A 16610-nucleotide genomic window follows, 5' to 3' on the forward strand; every position below is an offset into this window, starting at 1 on the left:
GGCACACCATGAGTTCACAACAAAACACCACTACGGGCGCCAAAGACGTCCATGCCAAGGACGCACTGGGTGCAGCCAAAGGCCGCTATCGTGTCGCGGTCGATACGAAAGTGTCCAGGATTGGCATGATCGTCATGGGCCTCGTTATCCTGGCCCTGTTCGCCGCTCCCGGCTTTGTCGAACGAGCCTTGCTGCAAGATCTCATTTTGATCCTGATGCTGATCGGCCTCGCTCAATGCTGGAACCTGCTGGCGGGTTATGCCGGGTTGATCTCGGTCGGCCAGCAGGCCTTTGTGGGCGTGGGTGCCTATGGCATGTTCTACGTCGTCATCATGATGGGGGCCGATCCGCTCCTGTCGGTGCTGATCTCCGCGGTGTTTGTTGCCCTGCTTTCAATCCCGGTGGGACTGGTGGTCTTCCGGCTGCAGGGCGCCTATTTCGCTGTCGTCACCTGGGTTGTGGCTGAAGTGTTCCGGCTGATCGCCGCGATCTGGCCAGCCCTTGGCGGTGGAACGGGCACGGCATTGCCGCGCTCCGCAACCTCCGAGATGATCGGGCTCGATTTTGCCGCCGAATTGTTCGGTGTGCGCTCCGCGGCGGCCCGCGAGATCGTGATCTATTGGGGAGCGCTCGCCGTCGTGGTGATGATCGTGATCGTCGCTTATCTCATGCTGCGCTCACGGCTGGGCCTGGCGCTTTCGGCCATCAAGGACGGCGAAATCGCCGCCGAAAGCGTCGGGATCGACATCAACCGCACCAAGTTTCTGGTCTATGTCTTCGCTGCCTTCGGGGCCGGCCTGATCGGTGCGCTCTATTTCCTGCAGCAGGCCCGCGTGTCGCCCGATGCGGCCTTCTCGGTCATCGACTGGACCGCCTATGTCATCTTTATCGTGGTTATCGGCGGGCTGGGGACGATCGAAGGGCCGATCATCGGCGCCATCGTTTTCGTGCTGCTGCGCTCCTGGTTTTCGTCTTTCGGACCCTGGTATCTGATGGTCCTGGGGCTGCTTGCCATCGTCATGATGCTGTTCGCGCCCAAGGGATTGTGGGGAATGTTCTCCTCGGCAACCAACATCCATCTTTTCCCGACGCGCAAACGCCTGGAACGTGATGAGGATGAGTAGGGCACTCCGCTAGCGGCCGGTCAGCGGGCGAGCAAGGTTCGCGTGCACTGGAAAGATATTGTTTTTCAATACCTTGGGTTCACCCCCGGCATTCGATTGTTTCGTGCAGAACTTCGCAACGGATTATGCAGGTCCGTTTCCCGCTCACTGGTTAGGCTTTTCGTGGATGGGGAAGGCAGAACTCTTCCTCATCGGGTCGAGAGCTGCCCGTTCCGGATTTGGCGGACGGCTTGGGAAGAGACAATCGCGAAGATATCGGGCGATAGCCCGGTACAGAAAAGGTATAACATGCGCGACGAACATAAGCTCGTTAAGGGTATCCACCACGTCACATCCTGCGTGGGCGGAGCCCAGGAGGACATCGATTTCCTGACGCAGGTCGTAGGCCAGCGTATGATAAAACAGACCGTTCTGTTTGACGGCCAGGTTCCCATCTACCACCTCTATTATGCCAACGCCGACGCCGAAATCGGCACCGTTATGACGACTTTCCCCTATCGCCAGGACGGTCGTAAGGGTCGCAAGGGCACTGGCCAGGTTGCAGTGACGGCCTATAGCGTTGCCGAGGACAGCCTCGATTTCTGGGCACAGCACCTCGAGCGCCATGGCGTCAAGAACTCGGGCGTCAAGCGCCTGTTCGGCAAGGACCGGATCTATTTCGAAGATCCCGTGGGCCTGGGTTACGAAGTGGTCGGCGACAACCGTGACACCCGCAAAGGCTGGACCACCAACGAAATCTCCGAAGCCAATTCGGTCAAGGGTTTCAACAATGTCGTGATGACCGTCCGCGAAATTCCGTCCATGGAGGCCTATCTCGTCGATGCGCTGGGCTTTGAAAAGACCGGACAGGAAGACAATTACCACCAGTACGAAATCAATGGCGGCGGCCCTTGCAAGACGGTCATTCTGCGTGAAGATGCGGACACGCCTCAGGGGTCGTGGACATTCGGGGAAGGCACAGTACATCACGTCGCCTTCCAGGTTGAAAATGATGACACCCAGAAGGTTCTCAAGGACTGGCTCGAGGGCCTGGGATATACCGACTCCTCTGAGCAAAAAGATCGGAACTACTTTCACTCGGTCTATTGCCGTTCGCCCGGGGGTATCCTCACCGAATTCGCGACCTGCGACATCGGCTTTACCACTGACGAACCTCTCGAAGAACTGGGCAAGAACCTGATGCTGCCGCCCTGGTTCGAAGATCGCCGCGCCGAAATCGTGGCGCCGCTCGAGCCGATCAAGGTTCCGCAATAATACCCCATTGAACGGGATAAAGAGGGGCCGGCGAGATATCGCCGGTCCCTCTTTGCGTATGCGGCCGGCACGGGAGCAGGCGGCAAAACGCCGGAGAAAGCCGGCAATTTGCCGACCTTCTGTCCTTCTTTGACGGTGTCCTGCGAAATTTGGGGTGATTTTCCCCTGTTTGTACGAGCAGATGACGTTAGCCTTCAGCCTATGTACAAGGCGGAGGACGTTGTGATGGGCAAGGCCTTATATCTGGTTGGTGCGGGCAATATGGGCATTGCGCTGTTGGAGCGCTGGCTTGAAACGGGAACGGTATCCCACGAAATAATTGTAATTGATCCCACTCCGTCCGCCCACTTGCTGGCCTTGCAAGCCAGATATGGTTTCGAACTGAATCCCGAGCGGCGACCCGTGGCCGACATCGTGGTCATTGCCGTCAAACCGCAATATGCAAAACCTGCGGCTGCACGCCTCGCAGACATTTGCAATACCGATACACTCGTGATCTCGATCATGGCGGGGCTGTTGTTCCGTTCGCTCACCCAACTGGTTCCTTCGGTCATGGCATTCGTTCGCGCCATGCCAAATCTCGCAGCGCGGCACGGGAAAGGCCTCACGGCCCTGGCGGCGAGCCTGACCTGCAGCGACGCCGAACGCAAAGCGGCCGAGGCGCTGTTCGCTGCTGCCGGCAGTACAGTGTGGGTGGATGAAGAGGATTTCGACGTCGCCACGGCCATTGGCGGCTCCGGTCCGGGATATCTGCTTTTGTTCGTGGAATGCATGGCACAGGCCGCCCAGAGGACAGGGCTCGAGCCCGAAGCGGCCGAAGCGCTCGCCGAGGCCGTTGTTATCGGCACGGCCGCCCTGCTCGAAAATGAGAAGCAATCACCCGCCGATATTCGCCGCGCAATAACATCACCCGGGGGAACGACCCAGGCCGGGCTCAATGTGTTGATGGAACACAAGCTCGACGGACTTGTCGCCAGAACGATAGAGGCCGCAGCGCAACGTTCACGCGATCTGCAGGCCGAACTGAGCATGGAGGGCTAGGTCCCGGCCGCCCTGTTTCCAGAGGAGAGGCTCCGTGAAAAAGAGATCCGGCTCTCAGATTGTTGCCCTTGAAGTTTACCGGCACCTGCGGTTTCGAATTCTGTCTGTGGAGATGCCGCCCGGTACCCGGCTGCGTGAGGATGATATTGCCGCTGAACTCGACGTCGGAAATCTTCCGGTCCGCACGGCACTGGAACGTCTGATGCGCGAGGGATTGGTTTCGAGGCAAGGGGGATGGATGGTCGAGCGGATCAGCTGGGTCGAAGTGCAGCGCATGTACGAAGCGCGTGTTTGCATAGAGGGATACGCCACGCGGCTCGCCGCCGAACGCATTTCCGAAAACGCCCTGCATAGCCTGGAAATCCTGCACGAACAGATGCTCGATTACCGCAATCTCGCCGAAGAGGAATTCGGTGAAATCAATCGCCAGTTTCACAGAGGCATCGTGGAGTCCGCAGCCGTGCCGCTGTTCATGGAAATACATGGCCGCACGCTCTTTAACTTCAGGAATCTGATGCTCAGCGACTCTTACGACGAGGCCGAAATGGATCGGTCAAATACCCAGCATCGCGCCATTCTCGACGGATTGATTGCCGGCGATGCCCAGGCTGTGGAGCAGATTGCGCGCGACCATGTCGTCTATACCCTCGCCTTGCTTGAACGGATGTTCGGCAAGTCGGGTACGGCACGGCGCAAGTATGTTGACTCGCACATATGAGCAAACCGAACAATTGACCGGTCGTTTTCGGGCCGAAGCGCTGGTTTGTACGAATATCGCGTCCAAAGAAACAGTTCCTACGCGAAGTTGTCCAATTCCATTATATTGATACGGCCAACTCCCTTTTATCGTGGCCCAATCGTTGCCGTCAGGGCGCTGCGATACAAAAGGAAGGAAAACATGTTGGTACATAAAGTTGGATTTGGACTGGTCTTGTCCGCCGTTATGCTGGGCAATGTCACAGGCGTTGCTGTTGCACAGGAGATTTCCATCGGTGCGGTTGTGCCGCTCTCGGGCGCGAGTGCAACGACCGGTGAAGACCAGCGTCGAGGCATCACCCTCGCCGTCGAAGAGATCAACGCTCAGGGCGGCGTTCTTGGTCAGCCCTTTTCCGTCATCATTGAAGACTCCGGCGGGCGTCCTCAATCGGCAATCGACGCGGCGACCAAGCTCGTGACCGTCGATGAGGTTCCGATCGTGATTGGCGAGTATTCCTCGGGCAATACCCTGCCTATGGGTGACTATCTCGTTCAGCAGGGCGTTCCTCACATCAATCCCGCCTCGACGTCCGGTCAGGTGCGCGACATCGGTGAAACGTCCTACTCGGTTGTCGGTCTGGACAATGTGTCGACGGCTTTCGCCGCCCAGGACGTGCTGGACCAGGGATGGGAACGCGTCGCGGTGATCGCGGTGAATAATGCCTTCGGTCAGGGCGTCGCCGAAGAATTCGGCAAGCACTTCACCGAATTGGGTGGCGAAGTCACCACCTCCATCCTCTACAATCAGGGCCAGTCGACATACCGCCGTGAACTCCAGCAGCTCGCTGCAGGGGAGCCCGATGCCATCGTCTATACAGCATACGGCACAGAAGCTGCCCTGATTAACCAGGAAGCTTTCGAGCTCGGTATGCAGGATCAGTTCCCCTTCTATTCGATCCTCATCACCATGATGAACTCCGATACCGAGCCCCAGTTCAAGGTCGGCCAGATGGGCATGGACGTGGGTTATGTCGGCGAGAATGGCGAAAGCTATCGTGAGGCCTATACGACCGCATTCGGCGAAGACTTCCTGTCCGCCTATGGTGGCTATGCCCACGACGCCGTCCTGTTTGCCGCGGCAGCGATCGAGCGGGCAGGTTCGACGGATCGGGAAGCCATTCTCGAAGCGATCGAAGCGCTGGGCGAAGAAGGGTTCGAAGGGATCACCGGCATGATCAACTTCGATGAAGACGGCCAGCGTACGGCCCAGCCCTATCTCAAGTTCATCGTCAACGACGACGCTCTCGATATCCGCGAGTAGTCTTTCGAAACCAAGAGGACCCGGGGTTCAGCCCGGGTCCTTTTTTACTGCACAAGGGGTCACAATGTTGCAGTTCGCCGCGGACGTGCTCGTTAGAGCCGTCGATCTGGCGCTGATTGCCGTAGCGCTAAGCGCCGTCTATTCACTCATCAGCTTTCCCAACGTTGCGCTCGTCCAGTATGCGGTTGTCGGGGCATTTCTCGCCATCGCCATGCAGGCCGCCGGACTGCCACTGTTTGTTGCCGGCGCTATCGCCTGCGCCATCGTTGCCGGGCTGGCTGTGGTGTTCAATATGGTCATTTTCGAACGGATTCTCAAAATAGGCGCGGCCAACGCGCTCATCGCGTCGCTGGCTTTGGGCATGATCCTGTCGGCCATTTTTCTCGTCGCTTTTGGCTCCCAGCCTCAGCGCCTGGACGTGCCGGTTACACGCGCAATGAACATCCTGGGGGCCCGGATCACCATCAATCAGGTCTATTCCATAGCTATGACCATGGCGGCGATCGGCATCTACGCCCTCGTGCTCTTCAAGACACCGCTCGGCAGGCAGATGCGTGCCACCGCCACCAACGCCAATCTGGCATTGGCCACGGGGATCGACACGCGCAAGGTCACCAATATCGTTGTGGCTATTTCCGGAGCGCTTGCCGCCCTGGGCGGGATTTCTCTTGCGCTCAAGGGATCGGTTTCAATCGAATTCGGCACCAACATGATGCTTCCGGTCTTTGCCGCCGCCATCCTCGGAGGGTTGGGCAATTCCATCGGCGCGCTGGTCGGTGCGCTTGTCATCGCGGTCGCCGAAACGCTGGTCACCAATATCAATTTCGGTCCGCTGTTCGGCGAGGCTTTCTGGTTCTTCCCGGCCAACTACGCCACGACAGTCAGCTTTGCGGTTCTCGTTGCGGTTCTGCTGTTCCGCCCTCGGGGCATCTTCGTCAGCGGGGTGAACCGTGTTTGACTTCTGGATACATATCCTGATTATCGCCTGCATCTACGGCATGCTGGCACTCAGCCTGAATCTGCAGATCGGCTTCGGCGGATTGCTCAATTTCGGCCAGATCGCGCTGTTCGGTTGCGGCATGTACGGGGCTGCGCTCGCCTTCTCGTTGCAATGGGTGCCACTTGCCGGTCTTGGCATCGCTGTCGCCGTGGCCGGTGTGCTGGCGTTGTTTCTCGCTCGCCTTGGCCGCAATCTCGGCGCCGACTACTGGGCTATCGCCACGCTCTCGATTGCCGAAATCATGCGCATTATCGTTACCAACGAGGTGCAGTGGACCGGCGGCGCGCAGGGCGTGAGCGGTCTGTCGCCGCTGTTTGGCGATCTTGCGCGACCGATGGGACAATATGCCCGCCTGGCCCTGATGGCGGGCCTGGTCCTGGCGATACTTGCCTTTTGCCAGATACTCACCAAATCCCGCTTGGGTCTTGCTCTCAAGGTCATGCGCGAGGAACCCAATCTGGCAAGCTCGCTCGGCTACGATCTCAACGCCCTGCGCCGCACAGTCATGGTCACCGGTGGTGTGATCGCTGCCATCGCCGGATTTTTCTATGCACATTATTTCTCTTTTGTCGGCCCCGATCAGCTTGTCTCGGCGGAAACGTTCTTCATCTGGGGCATGGTCATCATCGGTGGTCTGGCCAACAATTATGGTGTCATCGCCGGCGCATTCCTGCTCCAGATCATCATGGCCAACGTTCCCTTTTTCAAGGACGCCTTCGACCTGCCGACCGATTTCGTTTCGGCAGCCCGTCCGTTCCTGATCGGGGCGGGTATCCTGGTCTTCCTGATATGGCGTCCGAACGGCATCTTTGCCGAACGTGTTGGAGGCAAACGTGTCTGAATTCATTCTTGCAACACGCGCTCTCAAGAAGGCTTTCGGGGCTCATAAGGTTCTCGACGGCGTGGATATCAGCGTGCCTCGGGGCGAGGTCGTCGGCCTGCTCGGACCGAACGGTTCGGGCAAGTCAACGATGCTCAATGCGATTTCTGGCTTTCTCAAACCCGATGCGGGTGAGGTGCTCCTGTCGGGCCAACCGGTTACCGGCCTCGAATCCCATGCCATCGCGCGCAAGGGGCTGATCCGGACATTCCAGCTGCCCTCAATGCCACACCGCATGACCGTCCGTGACGTTCTCACGGCAGGATCGAGGACCGGCGCCAATCTCGGGTCGATCTTCAAGCGGGCGCAGCAGGAGAGCGAGATTGAGGATCTGCTCGTTACCTTCAAGCTAGACCACGTCGCCAATCAGCCCGCAAGCTCGCTTTCGGGCGGCCAGAAAAAGCTGCTCTCGATTGCGACGGCACTTCGGGCACAACCGCAGGTCCTTTGCCTCGATGAGCCAACGGCAGGTGTGCATCCGAAGCTCAGAAACGACATTGTCGATATTCTCACATCCATCAACGCCCGCGGTGTCACAATGGTCATCGTCGAGCACGACATGGGGTTCGTGCGGAACCTTTGCAAGCGATGCCTCGTGCTCGACCGAGGCTCTATCATCGCCGATTGTCCACCTGAAAAACTCTCCGAGGATTCACGAGTGGTCGAAGCCTATCTGGGCAAGGCAATTGAACGCGGAGGGGTGCGTCCATGATTGAAACCAATGCGCTTACAGCGGGCTATGGCGACGGCGCCAATATTCTGGACGGCATTTCGGTCCAGGCAAAAGCCGGGGAGATCGTGGCCATACTCGGTCCCAATGGTTGTGGAAAATCGACACTGCTCAAGTGCATAGCGGGCTATCTGAGCCCGCGCAGCGGACGGATCACCATTGAAGGGCGGGACGTCTCGGCGATTCCGATAAATCGCAAGGTCATCGAATACGGAGTGGGCTATGTACCCCAGACAGACAACGTCTTTGCGACATTGTCTGTAGCCGAGAACATCCTGCTCGGTGCGCGTTGGCTCGAAAAATCCCATCGTGACCGCCGTTATGATGAACTTATGGAGATGTATCCGAGCCTGGCCAACAAGCAGAACAGGTCCGCTTCCGCTCTTTCGGGTGGCGAGCGGCAGGTGCTCTCGCTGGCGCGGGCCTTGATCTCCGAGCCCAAGATCCTTTTGCTCGATGAACCTTCGGCGGGGCTTTCTCCCCGCATGATGCACGAAGTCTTCGATGCAATCTCGGTCGTCCGCGACACAACTCAGATGTGCATAATGATGGTCGAGCAGAACGCCTACGAGGCGCTCTCGATATCGGACAGGGCCTATGTGCTCTCAGTGGGCAAGGTGGCCGTGGCGGCCCCCGCCAGCGATCTTCAGACCGATCCTGCAATGCAGGAGCTCTATCTCGGTGGCGCAGTCGAGGCGCATTGACCAGATGAGCATCCGCGGTGCTGCCGGACACCCGGCGGCATCGACCGGCACGTGCGGAGTGGCAATGACCGATACGTTCTTTCGTTGGATTGAGTCATCGGATTTGAGCACGTGGGTGCGTTCTGCGCCGACGGTTTTTGCCTTTCCCACCGTCCTTGTTTTTCATGCTCTGGGCATGGGACTTGCGGTCGGCGTGCCGGTGGTGCTGGCGTTGCGATCGCTTGGGGTGTCCGAAAATCTCGCGCCGCGGGCGCTCGCGGGGTTCTTGCCGGTGTTTGTTTTCGGCTTTATCCTGGCGGTCGGCTCCGGTCTGCTTCTTGTCATCGCCTATCCTACAAAAGCGCTGACCAATCCCGTCTTCTACGTCAAAATGGCGGCTCTTCTCTTAGGGGCGGCAGCAACACTGGGTGCATTGCGTACCTTTTCGCGTACCCAGGGATTGCATATGCCCCCCATTGGCCGGCTGCAGGCATGCGGCGCGGCGCTTCTCATGGCAATGACGATAACGGCGGGGCGATATCTTGCCTATACCTACAGTCGGCTCACCGTCGATTTCGACCGGCTGTTCTGAGGCGGCCCGATGGAACCGTGGGAACTCTGGATCCGCTCGACCGTCCTGTCCCAATACGTCTTGACCAACCGAGGATGGCTTTGGCCGATCTGTGAAACCCTGCACTTTGTCGGATTGTCGCTTCTTGTCGGAACGGTCGGACTCTTTGATCTGCGAGTGCTTGGAGTCGCTCGTGCGATACCACCGATCGCCTTGCACCGGTTCATTCCGTGGGGTGTGGCCGGCTATTCACTCAACCTTGCAACGGGAACGCTGTTCTTTTTCGGCTTTCCTGACCAATATGCCTACAACACGGCCTTCCATTTCAAGCTCGCTTTCATGATCCTCGCAGGTCTTAACGTGGCCCTTTTCTACTCGGTAGCATTTGTCGGCGTACGCGCCACGCCCGCAGGCGGGCAGGCTCCGTTGGCTGCGCGCGCTTTGACGGCAATATCGCTTCTGTCATGGACCGGGGTGATCGTATGCGGCCGCCTCCTGACCTTCTATCGTCCCGGTTTCATGCATCACTAGTCGGGCGTGTCAGTAGCCTTGACGCACCAGGCCGCGGCCTTTTTCCAGTGCGTCTATCCCCAAGGCGGATTCGAGCATGTGCGGATTGCTGACCAGATCGGCAATCGTATACTCCGAGAGGACGCTAAAGAACGCCTCGAGCGCTCTGTCGAGGGCCCTTGTATAGGCGCATCGATCGCGGAACGGGCAGGTCTCGCGCTCGTGTCCGAAACATTCGGAAAGCTCGAAACCGTCCTCCGTAAAGCGCATGACATCAAGAAGGTTGATGTCCTCTGGCGGTCGGGCAAGCCTGATACCCCCGCGCCGCCCCCGGACGGTCTCGAGGAATCCGTTCTTGGTTATTGGAAAAATGATCTTGAACAGGAACATGTCCGAGATGCCGAAAACCTTGGCGATATCGGCAACGCGGCTGAGTTCGGGGGCGTGCACCGCACAGTAAACCAGCGTCCGGACTGCGTAATTGGTTTGTTTGGAAAGCCGCACCGAAAAATTCCGTCAGCCGCGCGCTACAGGCTGGGGAACATGGCCGCTACGCCGGCCTGCGCCATGACTGTAAGGCCCACACCGGCGACCACGCCGCCGACGACCCGGGCATTGGCATAAAGCTGGTCACCGCGCCAGAGCATATAGGCGGCAAACATCGCTCCGGTTGCAACGATGGTCTGAATAATCGCAAAGCCGAGCAGGTAACCCCCTATGGAAACGCTGACGCTCCCCACGATTGCCTGCGCATAGAGGCTGCCGTGCAAAAGGCCGGCCAAAAGGAACGCACCGGTGTCGAGGAAACGCATGCGTCGCTTGCCCAGTGCCAGCGCCAGCCCAAGGGCCAGCACGGCCGCATGTACCAGCCAGCCATTAAAGGGAATGACGACGCCGTTCAGCATCAACAGGCAGCCCAGTATGGTGCCGCCGACGAACCAGGCAGGCTGCAATTTCGACGCCTGCGTAACCGCAGCAAAAACGCCCACGGCAACGATGAAGGCAAAATGGTCGAAATTGATGATTGGATGGGCAAGCCCGGAAAAAAAGCCCTCACCGAAATCGATCGGCTGCCTTCCGCCAAGAGCATGGTGCGCGAGAGCGGGTGTCGCGACAGCAAATGTTGCAAGGGCGCTCGCTGCCATCGTTCGGACTTTGCTCATCATGGACCCCGGCATTTCCTCAAATTTCAGTGCTTGGCTCGTATTCCGCTGCTTGAAGTTTTTCACCGAACCTTCCGTCGTACAATCGGGAAAAAATGCGGAACGTGCCGTTCTATGCAAGCTTCGTGCAGGACAGGGCGGCCCGGGCAGCGCTATGTGGTTGGTCCGTGCGTGCGAGTACCTGCCGTGGGAGAGTTGCGCTGAAATCGATCATCCGCACGCTTTTCCTTGCAACTGCTCTGTGCGCCACGCCGGCGATGGCACATTTCCAGACGCTGTACACCCCAGATCTCACGCCGGATGCTCCGGCTGACATCCGGGTAAAGGCCATTTTCTGGCATCCCTTTATTGGGGGCCCGAATGTGGACATGCCATTTCCGCTCGAGGCCTATGCCATCAATCGCGGCGAGCGGATCGATCTGATGCCTTCGCTCAGCCAGGTCACTTTTGCCGGGCCGGATAATCAGGCGCTTGCCTTCGACCTGACCGTCCCAGTACGGCGGGCTGGCGACTATGTTACCGTATTGGTGGGCGAAGCCTATTTCGACGAGGCGGCCCAGCTTCTCATCCAGCCCTATGTCAAGATGATCCTCAACGCAGGCGGCCTGCCTTCGGACTGGGATGTCCCGGTTGGACTTCCGGCAGAAATAGTGCCGATGACCAAACCTTACAATGTTATGTCGGGATCGACCTTTTCAGCCCGAGTGCTGCGTGACGGCGAACCGCTGCCGGGCCACCAGGTGGAGATCGTCTATCTCAATGCGGTGCCCGATATGGAAGCCAATCGGTCGGTGTCAAACGGCGTTGTCCCGCCCGATGGCGGCGTGCTGGTTGCAACCACCGACGACAACGGCGTTTTTACGGTAGGGTTGCCGCGCGCGGGCTATTGGGGCTTCGGTGCGCTCGCCGCGGGCCCGGCATTTGTGAATGAAGATCATGTCCACATTTCCCAGGATGCTATCCTGTGGGTGGAAGTCGTCCCCTTCTGATATTCATGGCTTCAGGCCGCGGTCCGTTCGGGCACGACGCGCCCCGCTTGCATGAACACTTCTCGCGTGCGCACCGCCTGCCTGAAGACGGGGTCATGGGAAACGATTATCATCGAGTGCGGCAGTGAAAGCAGAATTTGTGTCAGCCGCTCCGTTGTGTGTTCATCGAGGGCATTGGTCGGCTCGTCAAGGATCAGCACCTCGGGATCCATGGCGAGAACCGTTGCCAGCGAAACCAACCGCCGCTCCCCGCCCGAAAGCTTGTAGGTGATGCGGTTTTCAAAGCCCGAAAGTCCCAATTGATCGAGCACTCGCGCGACTATGGCCTCGGCCTCTTGTTGTGACTTGCCGATATTGAGAGGGCCAAAAGCGACATCTTCCCGGACGGTCGGAGAAAAAAGCTGGTCGTCGGGATCCTGGAACACGTAGCCGGCCCGGCAGCGTACCGCGCGGAAGTCCGCCTCGGTCGAGGGTGTCATCCCGAACGCGCTGATCGTGCCGCGGGTGGGGCGCCGCAGGCCAACAAGCAGTTGCAGCAGTGTCGACTTGCCCGACCCGTTCGGTCCATTGAGGCAGAGGCGTTCACCGGCGGAAAGTTGCAGGTTCACCCCGCACAACACCGGTGCATGGCTGTCGGGGTAGGCAAAATGAACGTCCTGGAGGTCAAAGTGAAAGGACATGTGACATCTCCAATGCGATCAGCCCGCAACACAGGACGGCAACGCCGAACGTGAAGCCCAGGTCACGACGTGGACAAAAGTGGCTCGTGTGAATGAGGGGGAACGTCCCATTGAACCCGCGGCAGCGCATGGCCGCCATAATCCGCTCCGAGCGTTCGAGCGCGCGGATCAGCAGCATGCCGATGAGATAGCCGAAGGTTCTGAGCGTGTGCATGTTTGTTCCGGCTACGAAACAGCGCGTTCTCATGGCGATCCGGAGGCGCCCGTATTCAGCATGCAGGACTTCGATATAGCGGATTGTGAACAGGAGAAGGTGCACGAAGATCGGTGGCACTTTGAGCCGGGCAAGCGCATGCCCGAGTTCGACCGGACCGATCGTACCCACTAGGGTGAGCATGGCCAGAACGATCGCATTGGCCTTGAGGGTAATGCGCACCGCCTCCCATAGACCCTCCCAGCTGGCCGTCAGCCCCAGCACCGACAGAAACGGCGTGCCTGGAACGGTAAAGGGCATGCTGATGATGACGAAGATCATGAATGTATCGACCGTTGCGACCTGCCGCACCGTTCGGGCCACTGGCAGGCGGGCCTGGAGCAGCATTGCGAGGGCGACAGCCAGCGCTGCGCCCAAAGCGGGGAAGCTGCTGAGGCTGATGACGACAATCGCAAAAACACCAACCGCTCCGATGCGGAACCGGGGATCGATATTGAGCAGGCCCGTTGTGCCGGCAGGTGCAGCCCCGCCCGATTCAAGGACCATGCTCATGGCTCGATGTCCCGGGTGCGTTGGCGCGGTGCGGCGTTTGCTGTGCGATAGGCCAGACCGAAAAGGCCGAACCCGATCACCCCGGCGACAATGCCGAACGCGGCGACCAGATTGAGGGTGTCATTGCGCGCCTGATAAGCCTCTATCTGGCTTTTCAGCCCTGCGATCTCTTGCGCCACAAGGGCGTCTAGCGTTGCCGAAATCTCGCTGCCGGAGGAGGGGGCCGCCTCGAAATTTTCCTTCGTGGCGCCGTCTGGGCCGTCAGTCACCTCGACATTGGCCTGGGCAACATGGCCTGCGCCTGCATCAAGCCTGAAGACCAATGTGCCCGGCCGATCGGGCACATAGGAGAACCCGCCGCCTTGGTCGGTCACGACCTCAGCCAGGACGGTGCCATCGACGTCGAGAACTTCGATCGTTGCGTGGCCCACCAGCACCCCGTCGGAGAAGAACGCTTCACCGGCAATTTCCCCGCCGAAGGGGTAGGCTTCCAGGATGAGATTATGCGCTACGGCCGGCCAACTGACCGCAAGAGCGACAGACAGGAAGATCAGGCGCGGGAAAGCCCTACCCATGACGCGTCTCCCCCCTCGGGTTTGAAATGGCGGTAAACAGCTCGGGTTTGACCTTGCGCACGAGATAGACCGCTGCGGCGGTCACGGCGCCCTCGATGATCATCACCGGAATATGGACGAGCACAGTCACCTGTGCCGCTGGAATGAACTGTTCGCCCGAAAGTGCCAGCGACAGCGCCACCAGAACCGTGGTGACGACAATGGCGCCGGCGCCCGCCGCGGCACCCCACATCGCGGCTATCGAAGGTGAATTGGCCATGATCCCCCGGCGGCACAGATAGTGCATCAGTACTGCGGCCGCCGCGATGTTGAAGGTGTTGATTCCGAGAACCGTTACGCCCCCGAACCCGAAGAATATCGCCTGGAGCAAAAGGGCGACGGCCAGCGCCGGAAATGCCGCCCAGCCGAGTACGAGTCCCGCCAGCCCGTTCATGATAAGATGTACGCTCGATGCGCCGACCGGGAAATGAATGAGCGAGGCAACAAAGAACGTTGCACTGAGCACGCCCGTCGCCGGAATTGTTTCCATGTCGAGCTTGCGCAGGCCGATACCCAGCCCGGCAAGGCTCAGAACACCGCCAGCAATCAGAACCGGCCCCGAAAGTGCACCATCCGCGATATGCATTTGTGAGGCTCCTCTAGGTGTTCATCCTGCGCCGCCGCGCCATGACGAAAAATCCAAGGCCGGTGAGACCCACGATATAGCCGAGCCCGCCCAAAACGACGGGATAGCTTGACTGGGCGGAATACAGCACAAGATCCTGGCGTATGGGTCGAAGCTGCTCACGGATGGCGGCCGCGAGCGCTGCTTCAAGGTTGGAATCCAGCCCGGCCGACGAAACGTCCTCCTGTTCGCCGGACCCGCCGGCCGCTTCCGGTACCACAAGCGTACCCGCCGCAACCGTCGCTTCCGCAACGTGCCCGGCCCCCGCGTCGAGACGGAAGGTCAGGTCGAGATCACCGGTTGGTGTATAGCTGAAGCTGCCATATTCGTCAGTCAGCACCTCCCCGATCCGTTCGCCGTCGGGACCGAGGATATCAATGACGCTTTCGCCGACCATGACGCCGTCGGAAAAGAAGGCCTCTCCAGCGATATCCGCGCCATAGGGATAGGCCTCGAGGATCAGATTGTGGGCAAGGACCGGGCTGGTCATGGTTACCGCAACAACAAGGACCGGACAGATCTTGCGTGCGAGGTGTTTGGTTATGGTTGCCATGGGTTTCGGTTCCAAATCCGGCAAACGGGCTGCCCGACGCTGATTCGATTACTCGAGATCATGGGCCGTGATCCAGATCACCGCGTCCTGGGAGAGTTCCTTGCCGTCAAATTCGGTATCCGGCCCGATCCCCAACGCGGCAAAGCCCCACCATCCGGCTCTGGGAATGCCGAATGTGAAATAGCCATTGGCGTCACTCATCAGTGTAATCGTGCCGCCCGCTGCTTCGCCGACAATGGGTGCTCCCGATGTGTGCGTGGCCACGTCCGGTTCGGCTGCGATATACTCGACCTCGATTTCCGCATTGGCAACCGGCTCTCCCTCTGAAAGGACGCGCCCGGTAAAGGTTGAGCCGACCAGCGCATTGTAGGGACGGCTGAGCGGCAGGATTTCGGCCTTGAGCCCGAGCGGTTCGGACCAGTCCGTGGGCAACTGCCCACGGTTGAAATAGGCCTTCGTGATCTGCTGTATGAAGAGGTCTTCAGTCTCTTCGTAATATGGCTGCGGAACAGCGGTTATGATGTAGTCTCCTGAGGTGCGGAAGGTCATCGGCACCGAATAGGCCTGCCCGGTATTTGCCTCGCTCGTAAATCCGATTTCGGTTGCGCCGTCCCTTAAATCCGTGCGCTCGCCCCTGTGGACAACGAAGAGTTCTTCGGGCGCGCCGCCCATGTCCATCACGTGGGCGCCACCCAGGGGGTGCCAGAACAATAGATCCACATTTGTCTCGGTCGGAGCATCCATTACGGCCGATGGCGCGAAGATGGAGAGAAAATGAGCATTGGCCGGCGCCGTCAGCAAAACGGCCGCACTCGCCACGAGCGCCGCTGCGAGTCTCTTCGTCATGATCGTCTTTTGCCCCATCAGAAACATTTCCCTTTGAACGTTTACCCGTTTTCGAAGCGCCGTTGTCAGGCGCGCTATCGAACGAAAACTGGAATTGAGCGTACGAGTTTATTGGTCGGGGTCAAGGAGAAAAAAGACTGTTATTTCAATAATATAGGGGGGGGTATCGAAGGAAGCCGGTCGATTTTCATGCAAAATCCTCGAGCCGAGTTTCAACTCGGTCCGGCACACAATTCCATGTCTGGGAGCGGAAATGTGCTCCCGGGATTGTCAGCGCATATAGGTGCGCATCACAGCTATCAGCGCTTCTGTATCCTCCCCGGCGTCGGCGCCGTCGGTCAGATGCATTCGGACATGATCTTCCATGAGCTCGGCGATCAGACCACCAATTGCGCCCCGCGCGGATGCCGCAAGCTGCATGACGCTTGCACACTCGCGCCCTTCCTCCAGAGCGCGTTCCACGGCCTCAATCTGCCCGGCAATTCTGCGGACACGGTTGAGCAACCGCTTCTTGTCGTGGCGCGTATGTGACATCCCGCCTCCTGACGATAGCGCTCGGCTTCA

General features: G+C 59.1%; 21 protein-coding genes. 12 read left to right on the forward strand and 9 right to left on the reverse strand.

Going from position 1 to position 16610, the window contains the following annotated elements:
* Positions 1–125 precede the first annotated feature (125 nt).
* The 11 genes from KKY_RS00545 (at position 126) to KKY_RS00595 (ending at position 9831) form a co-directional block, all read left to right on the forward strand.
* Positions 126–1124 carry a branched-chain amino acid ABC transporter permease gene (locus KKY_RS00545; RefSeq protein ID WP_014129311.1) on the forward strand — a complete coding sequence of 333 codons (999 nt, stop codon included), beginning with the start codon at positions 126–128 and terminating at the stop codon, positions 1122–1124.
* Positions 1125–1412: 288 nt separating this feature from the next.
* Entirely contained in the window at positions 1413–2378 is a 966-nt protein-coding gene (locus KKY_RS00550) for a ring-cleaving dioxygenase (RefSeq protein WP_014129312.1), read from the forward strand.
* Positions 2379–2603: 225 nt separating this feature from the next.
* Positions 2604–3419 carry a pyrroline-5-carboxylate reductase gene (proC, locus tag KKY_RS00555; RefSeq protein WP_158308038.1) on the forward strand — a complete coding sequence of 272 codons (816 nt, stop codon included), beginning with the start codon at positions 2604–2606 and terminating at the stop codon, positions 3417–3419.
* 34 nt (positions 3420–3453) lie between these two features.
* The gene (locus KKY_RS00560) at positions 3454–4137 is read left to right on the forward strand and encodes a GntR family transcriptional regulator (protein WP_014129314.1); all 684 of its coding nucleotides are present in this window, start codon (positions 3454–3456) and stop codon (positions 4135–4137) included.
* Between the two features lie 180 nt (positions 4138–4317).
* Positions 4318–5436, forward strand: a complete 1119-nt coding sequence (locus KKY_RS00565) for an ABC transporter substrate-binding protein (protein WP_041528947.1) — start codon at positions 4318–4320, stop codon at positions 5434–5436.
* Between the two features lie 64 nt (positions 5437–5500).
* Positions 5501–6394, forward strand: coding sequence for a branched-chain amino acid ABC transporter permease (locus KKY_RS00570; RefSeq protein ID WP_014129316.1), 894 nt, complete (start codon positions 5501–5503; stop codon positions 6392–6394).
* Positions 6387–7277: a branched-chain amino acid ABC transporter permease gene (locus tag KKY_RS00575; RefSeq protein WP_014129317.1), complete on the forward strand. Its 891-nt coding sequence runs from the start codon at positions 6387–6389 to the stop codon at positions 7275–7277. The genes KKY_RS00570 and KKY_RS00575 overlap by 8 nt, the downstream gene beginning before the upstream one ends.
* On the forward strand, positions 7270–8028 hold the full coding sequence (locus KKY_RS00580; protein ID WP_014129318.1) for an ABC transporter ATP-binding protein: 759 nt from the start codon (positions 7270–7272) through the stop codon (positions 8026–8028). Before KKY_RS00575 ends, KKY_RS00580 begins: the two co-directional genes overlap by 8 nt.
* Positions 8025–8750 (forward strand): ABC transporter ATP-binding protein, encoded by a 726-nt coding sequence (locus tag KKY_RS00585; RefSeq protein WP_014129319.1) that lies wholly within the window; start codon positions 8025–8027, stop codon positions 8748–8750. The genes KKY_RS00580 and KKY_RS00585 overlap by 4 nt, the downstream gene beginning before the upstream one ends.
* Positions 8751–8814: 64 nt before the next feature.
* On the forward strand, positions 8815–9321 hold the full coding sequence (locus KKY_RS00590) for a hypothetical protein (RefSeq protein ID WP_014129320.1): 507 nt from the start codon (positions 8815–8817) through the stop codon (positions 9319–9321).
* A gap of 114 nt (positions 9322–9435) precedes the next feature.
* Positions 9436–9831 (forward strand): hypothetical protein, encoded by a 396-nt coding sequence (locus KKY_RS00595; RefSeq protein ID WP_148264169.1) that lies wholly within the window; start codon positions 9436–9438, stop codon positions 9829–9831.
* 9 nt (positions 9832–9840) lie between these two features.
* Here the strand turns inward: KKY_RS00595 and rirA are convergent, their stop codons facing one another.
* Together rirA and KKY_RS00605 are read right to left on the reverse strand one after the other, a co-directional pair.
* Entirely contained in the window at positions 9841–10314 is a 474-nt protein-coding gene (gene rirA / locus KKY_RS00600; protein ID WP_014129322.1) for an iron-responsive transcriptional regulator RirA, read from the reverse strand.
* Between the two features lie 23 nt (positions 10315–10337).
* On the reverse strand, positions 10338–10976 hold the full coding sequence (locus tag KKY_RS00605; RefSeq protein WP_014129323.1) for a HupE/UreJ family protein: 639 nt from the start codon (positions 10974–10976) through the stop codon (positions 10338–10340).
* A 101-nt stretch (positions 10977–11077) separates the two neighbouring features.
* Between KKY_RS00605 and KKY_RS00610 the strand changes: the two genes are divergently transcribed.
* Positions 11078–11962 (forward strand): DUF4198 domain-containing protein, encoded by an 885-nt coding sequence (locus KKY_RS00610; RefSeq protein WP_244404038.1) that lies wholly within the window; start codon positions 11078–11080, stop codon positions 11960–11962.
* 11 nt (positions 11963–11973) lie between these two features.
* On the opposite strand, the gene KKY_RS00615 is transcribed toward KKY_RS00610, so the two are convergent.
* From KKY_RS00615 to KKY_RS00645, 7 genes are all read right to left on the reverse strand, one after another.
* Positions 11974–12642: an energy-coupling factor ABC transporter ATP-binding protein gene (locus tag KKY_RS00615; RefSeq protein ID WP_014129325.1), complete on the reverse strand. Its 669-nt coding sequence runs from the start codon at positions 12640–12642 to the stop codon at positions 11974–11976.
* Entirely contained in the window at positions 12626–13408 is a 783-nt protein-coding gene (gene cbiQ / locus KKY_RS00620) for a cobalt ECF transporter T component CbiQ (protein WP_014129326.1), read from the reverse strand. The genes KKY_RS00615 and cbiQ overlap by 17 nt, the downstream gene beginning before the upstream one ends.
* On the reverse strand, positions 13405–13983 hold the full coding sequence (locus KKY_RS19310) for a hypothetical protein (protein ID WP_014129327.1): 579 nt from the start codon (positions 13981–13983) through the stop codon (positions 13405–13407). Before KKY_RS19310 ends, cbiQ begins: the two co-directional genes overlap by 4 nt.
* Positions 13976–14608, reverse strand: coding sequence for a cobalt transporter CbiM (gene cbiM, locus KKY_RS00630; RefSeq protein ID WP_014129328.1), 633 nt, complete (start codon positions 14606–14608; stop codon positions 13976–13978). The genes KKY_RS19310 and cbiM overlap by 8 nt, the downstream gene beginning before the upstream one ends.
* 13 nt (positions 14609–14621) lie before the next feature.
* Entirely contained in the window at positions 14622–15200 is a 579-nt protein-coding gene (locus KKY_RS00635) for a hypothetical protein (RefSeq protein WP_014129329.1), read from the reverse strand.
* Positions 15201–15248: 48 nt separating this feature from the next.
* Positions 15249–16046 (reverse strand): DUF4198 domain-containing protein, encoded by a 798-nt coding sequence (locus KKY_RS00640; RefSeq protein WP_041528950.1) that lies wholly within the window; start codon positions 16044–16046, stop codon positions 15249–15251.
* Positions 16047–16316: 270 nt separating this feature from the next.
* The gene (locus KKY_RS00645; protein ID WP_014129331.1) at positions 16317–16580 is read right to left on the reverse strand and encodes a metal/formaldehyde-sensitive transcriptional repressor; all 264 of its coding nucleotides are present in this window, start codon (positions 16578–16580) and stop codon (positions 16317–16319) included.
* Positions 16581–16610 lie beyond the last annotated feature (30 nt).

This window comes from Pelagibacterium halotolerans B2, from assembly GCF_000230555.1.
GTDB classification, from domain to species: domain Bacteria; phylum Pseudomonadota; class Alphaproteobacteria; order Rhizobiales; family Devosiaceae; genus Pelagibacterium; species Pelagibacterium halotolerans.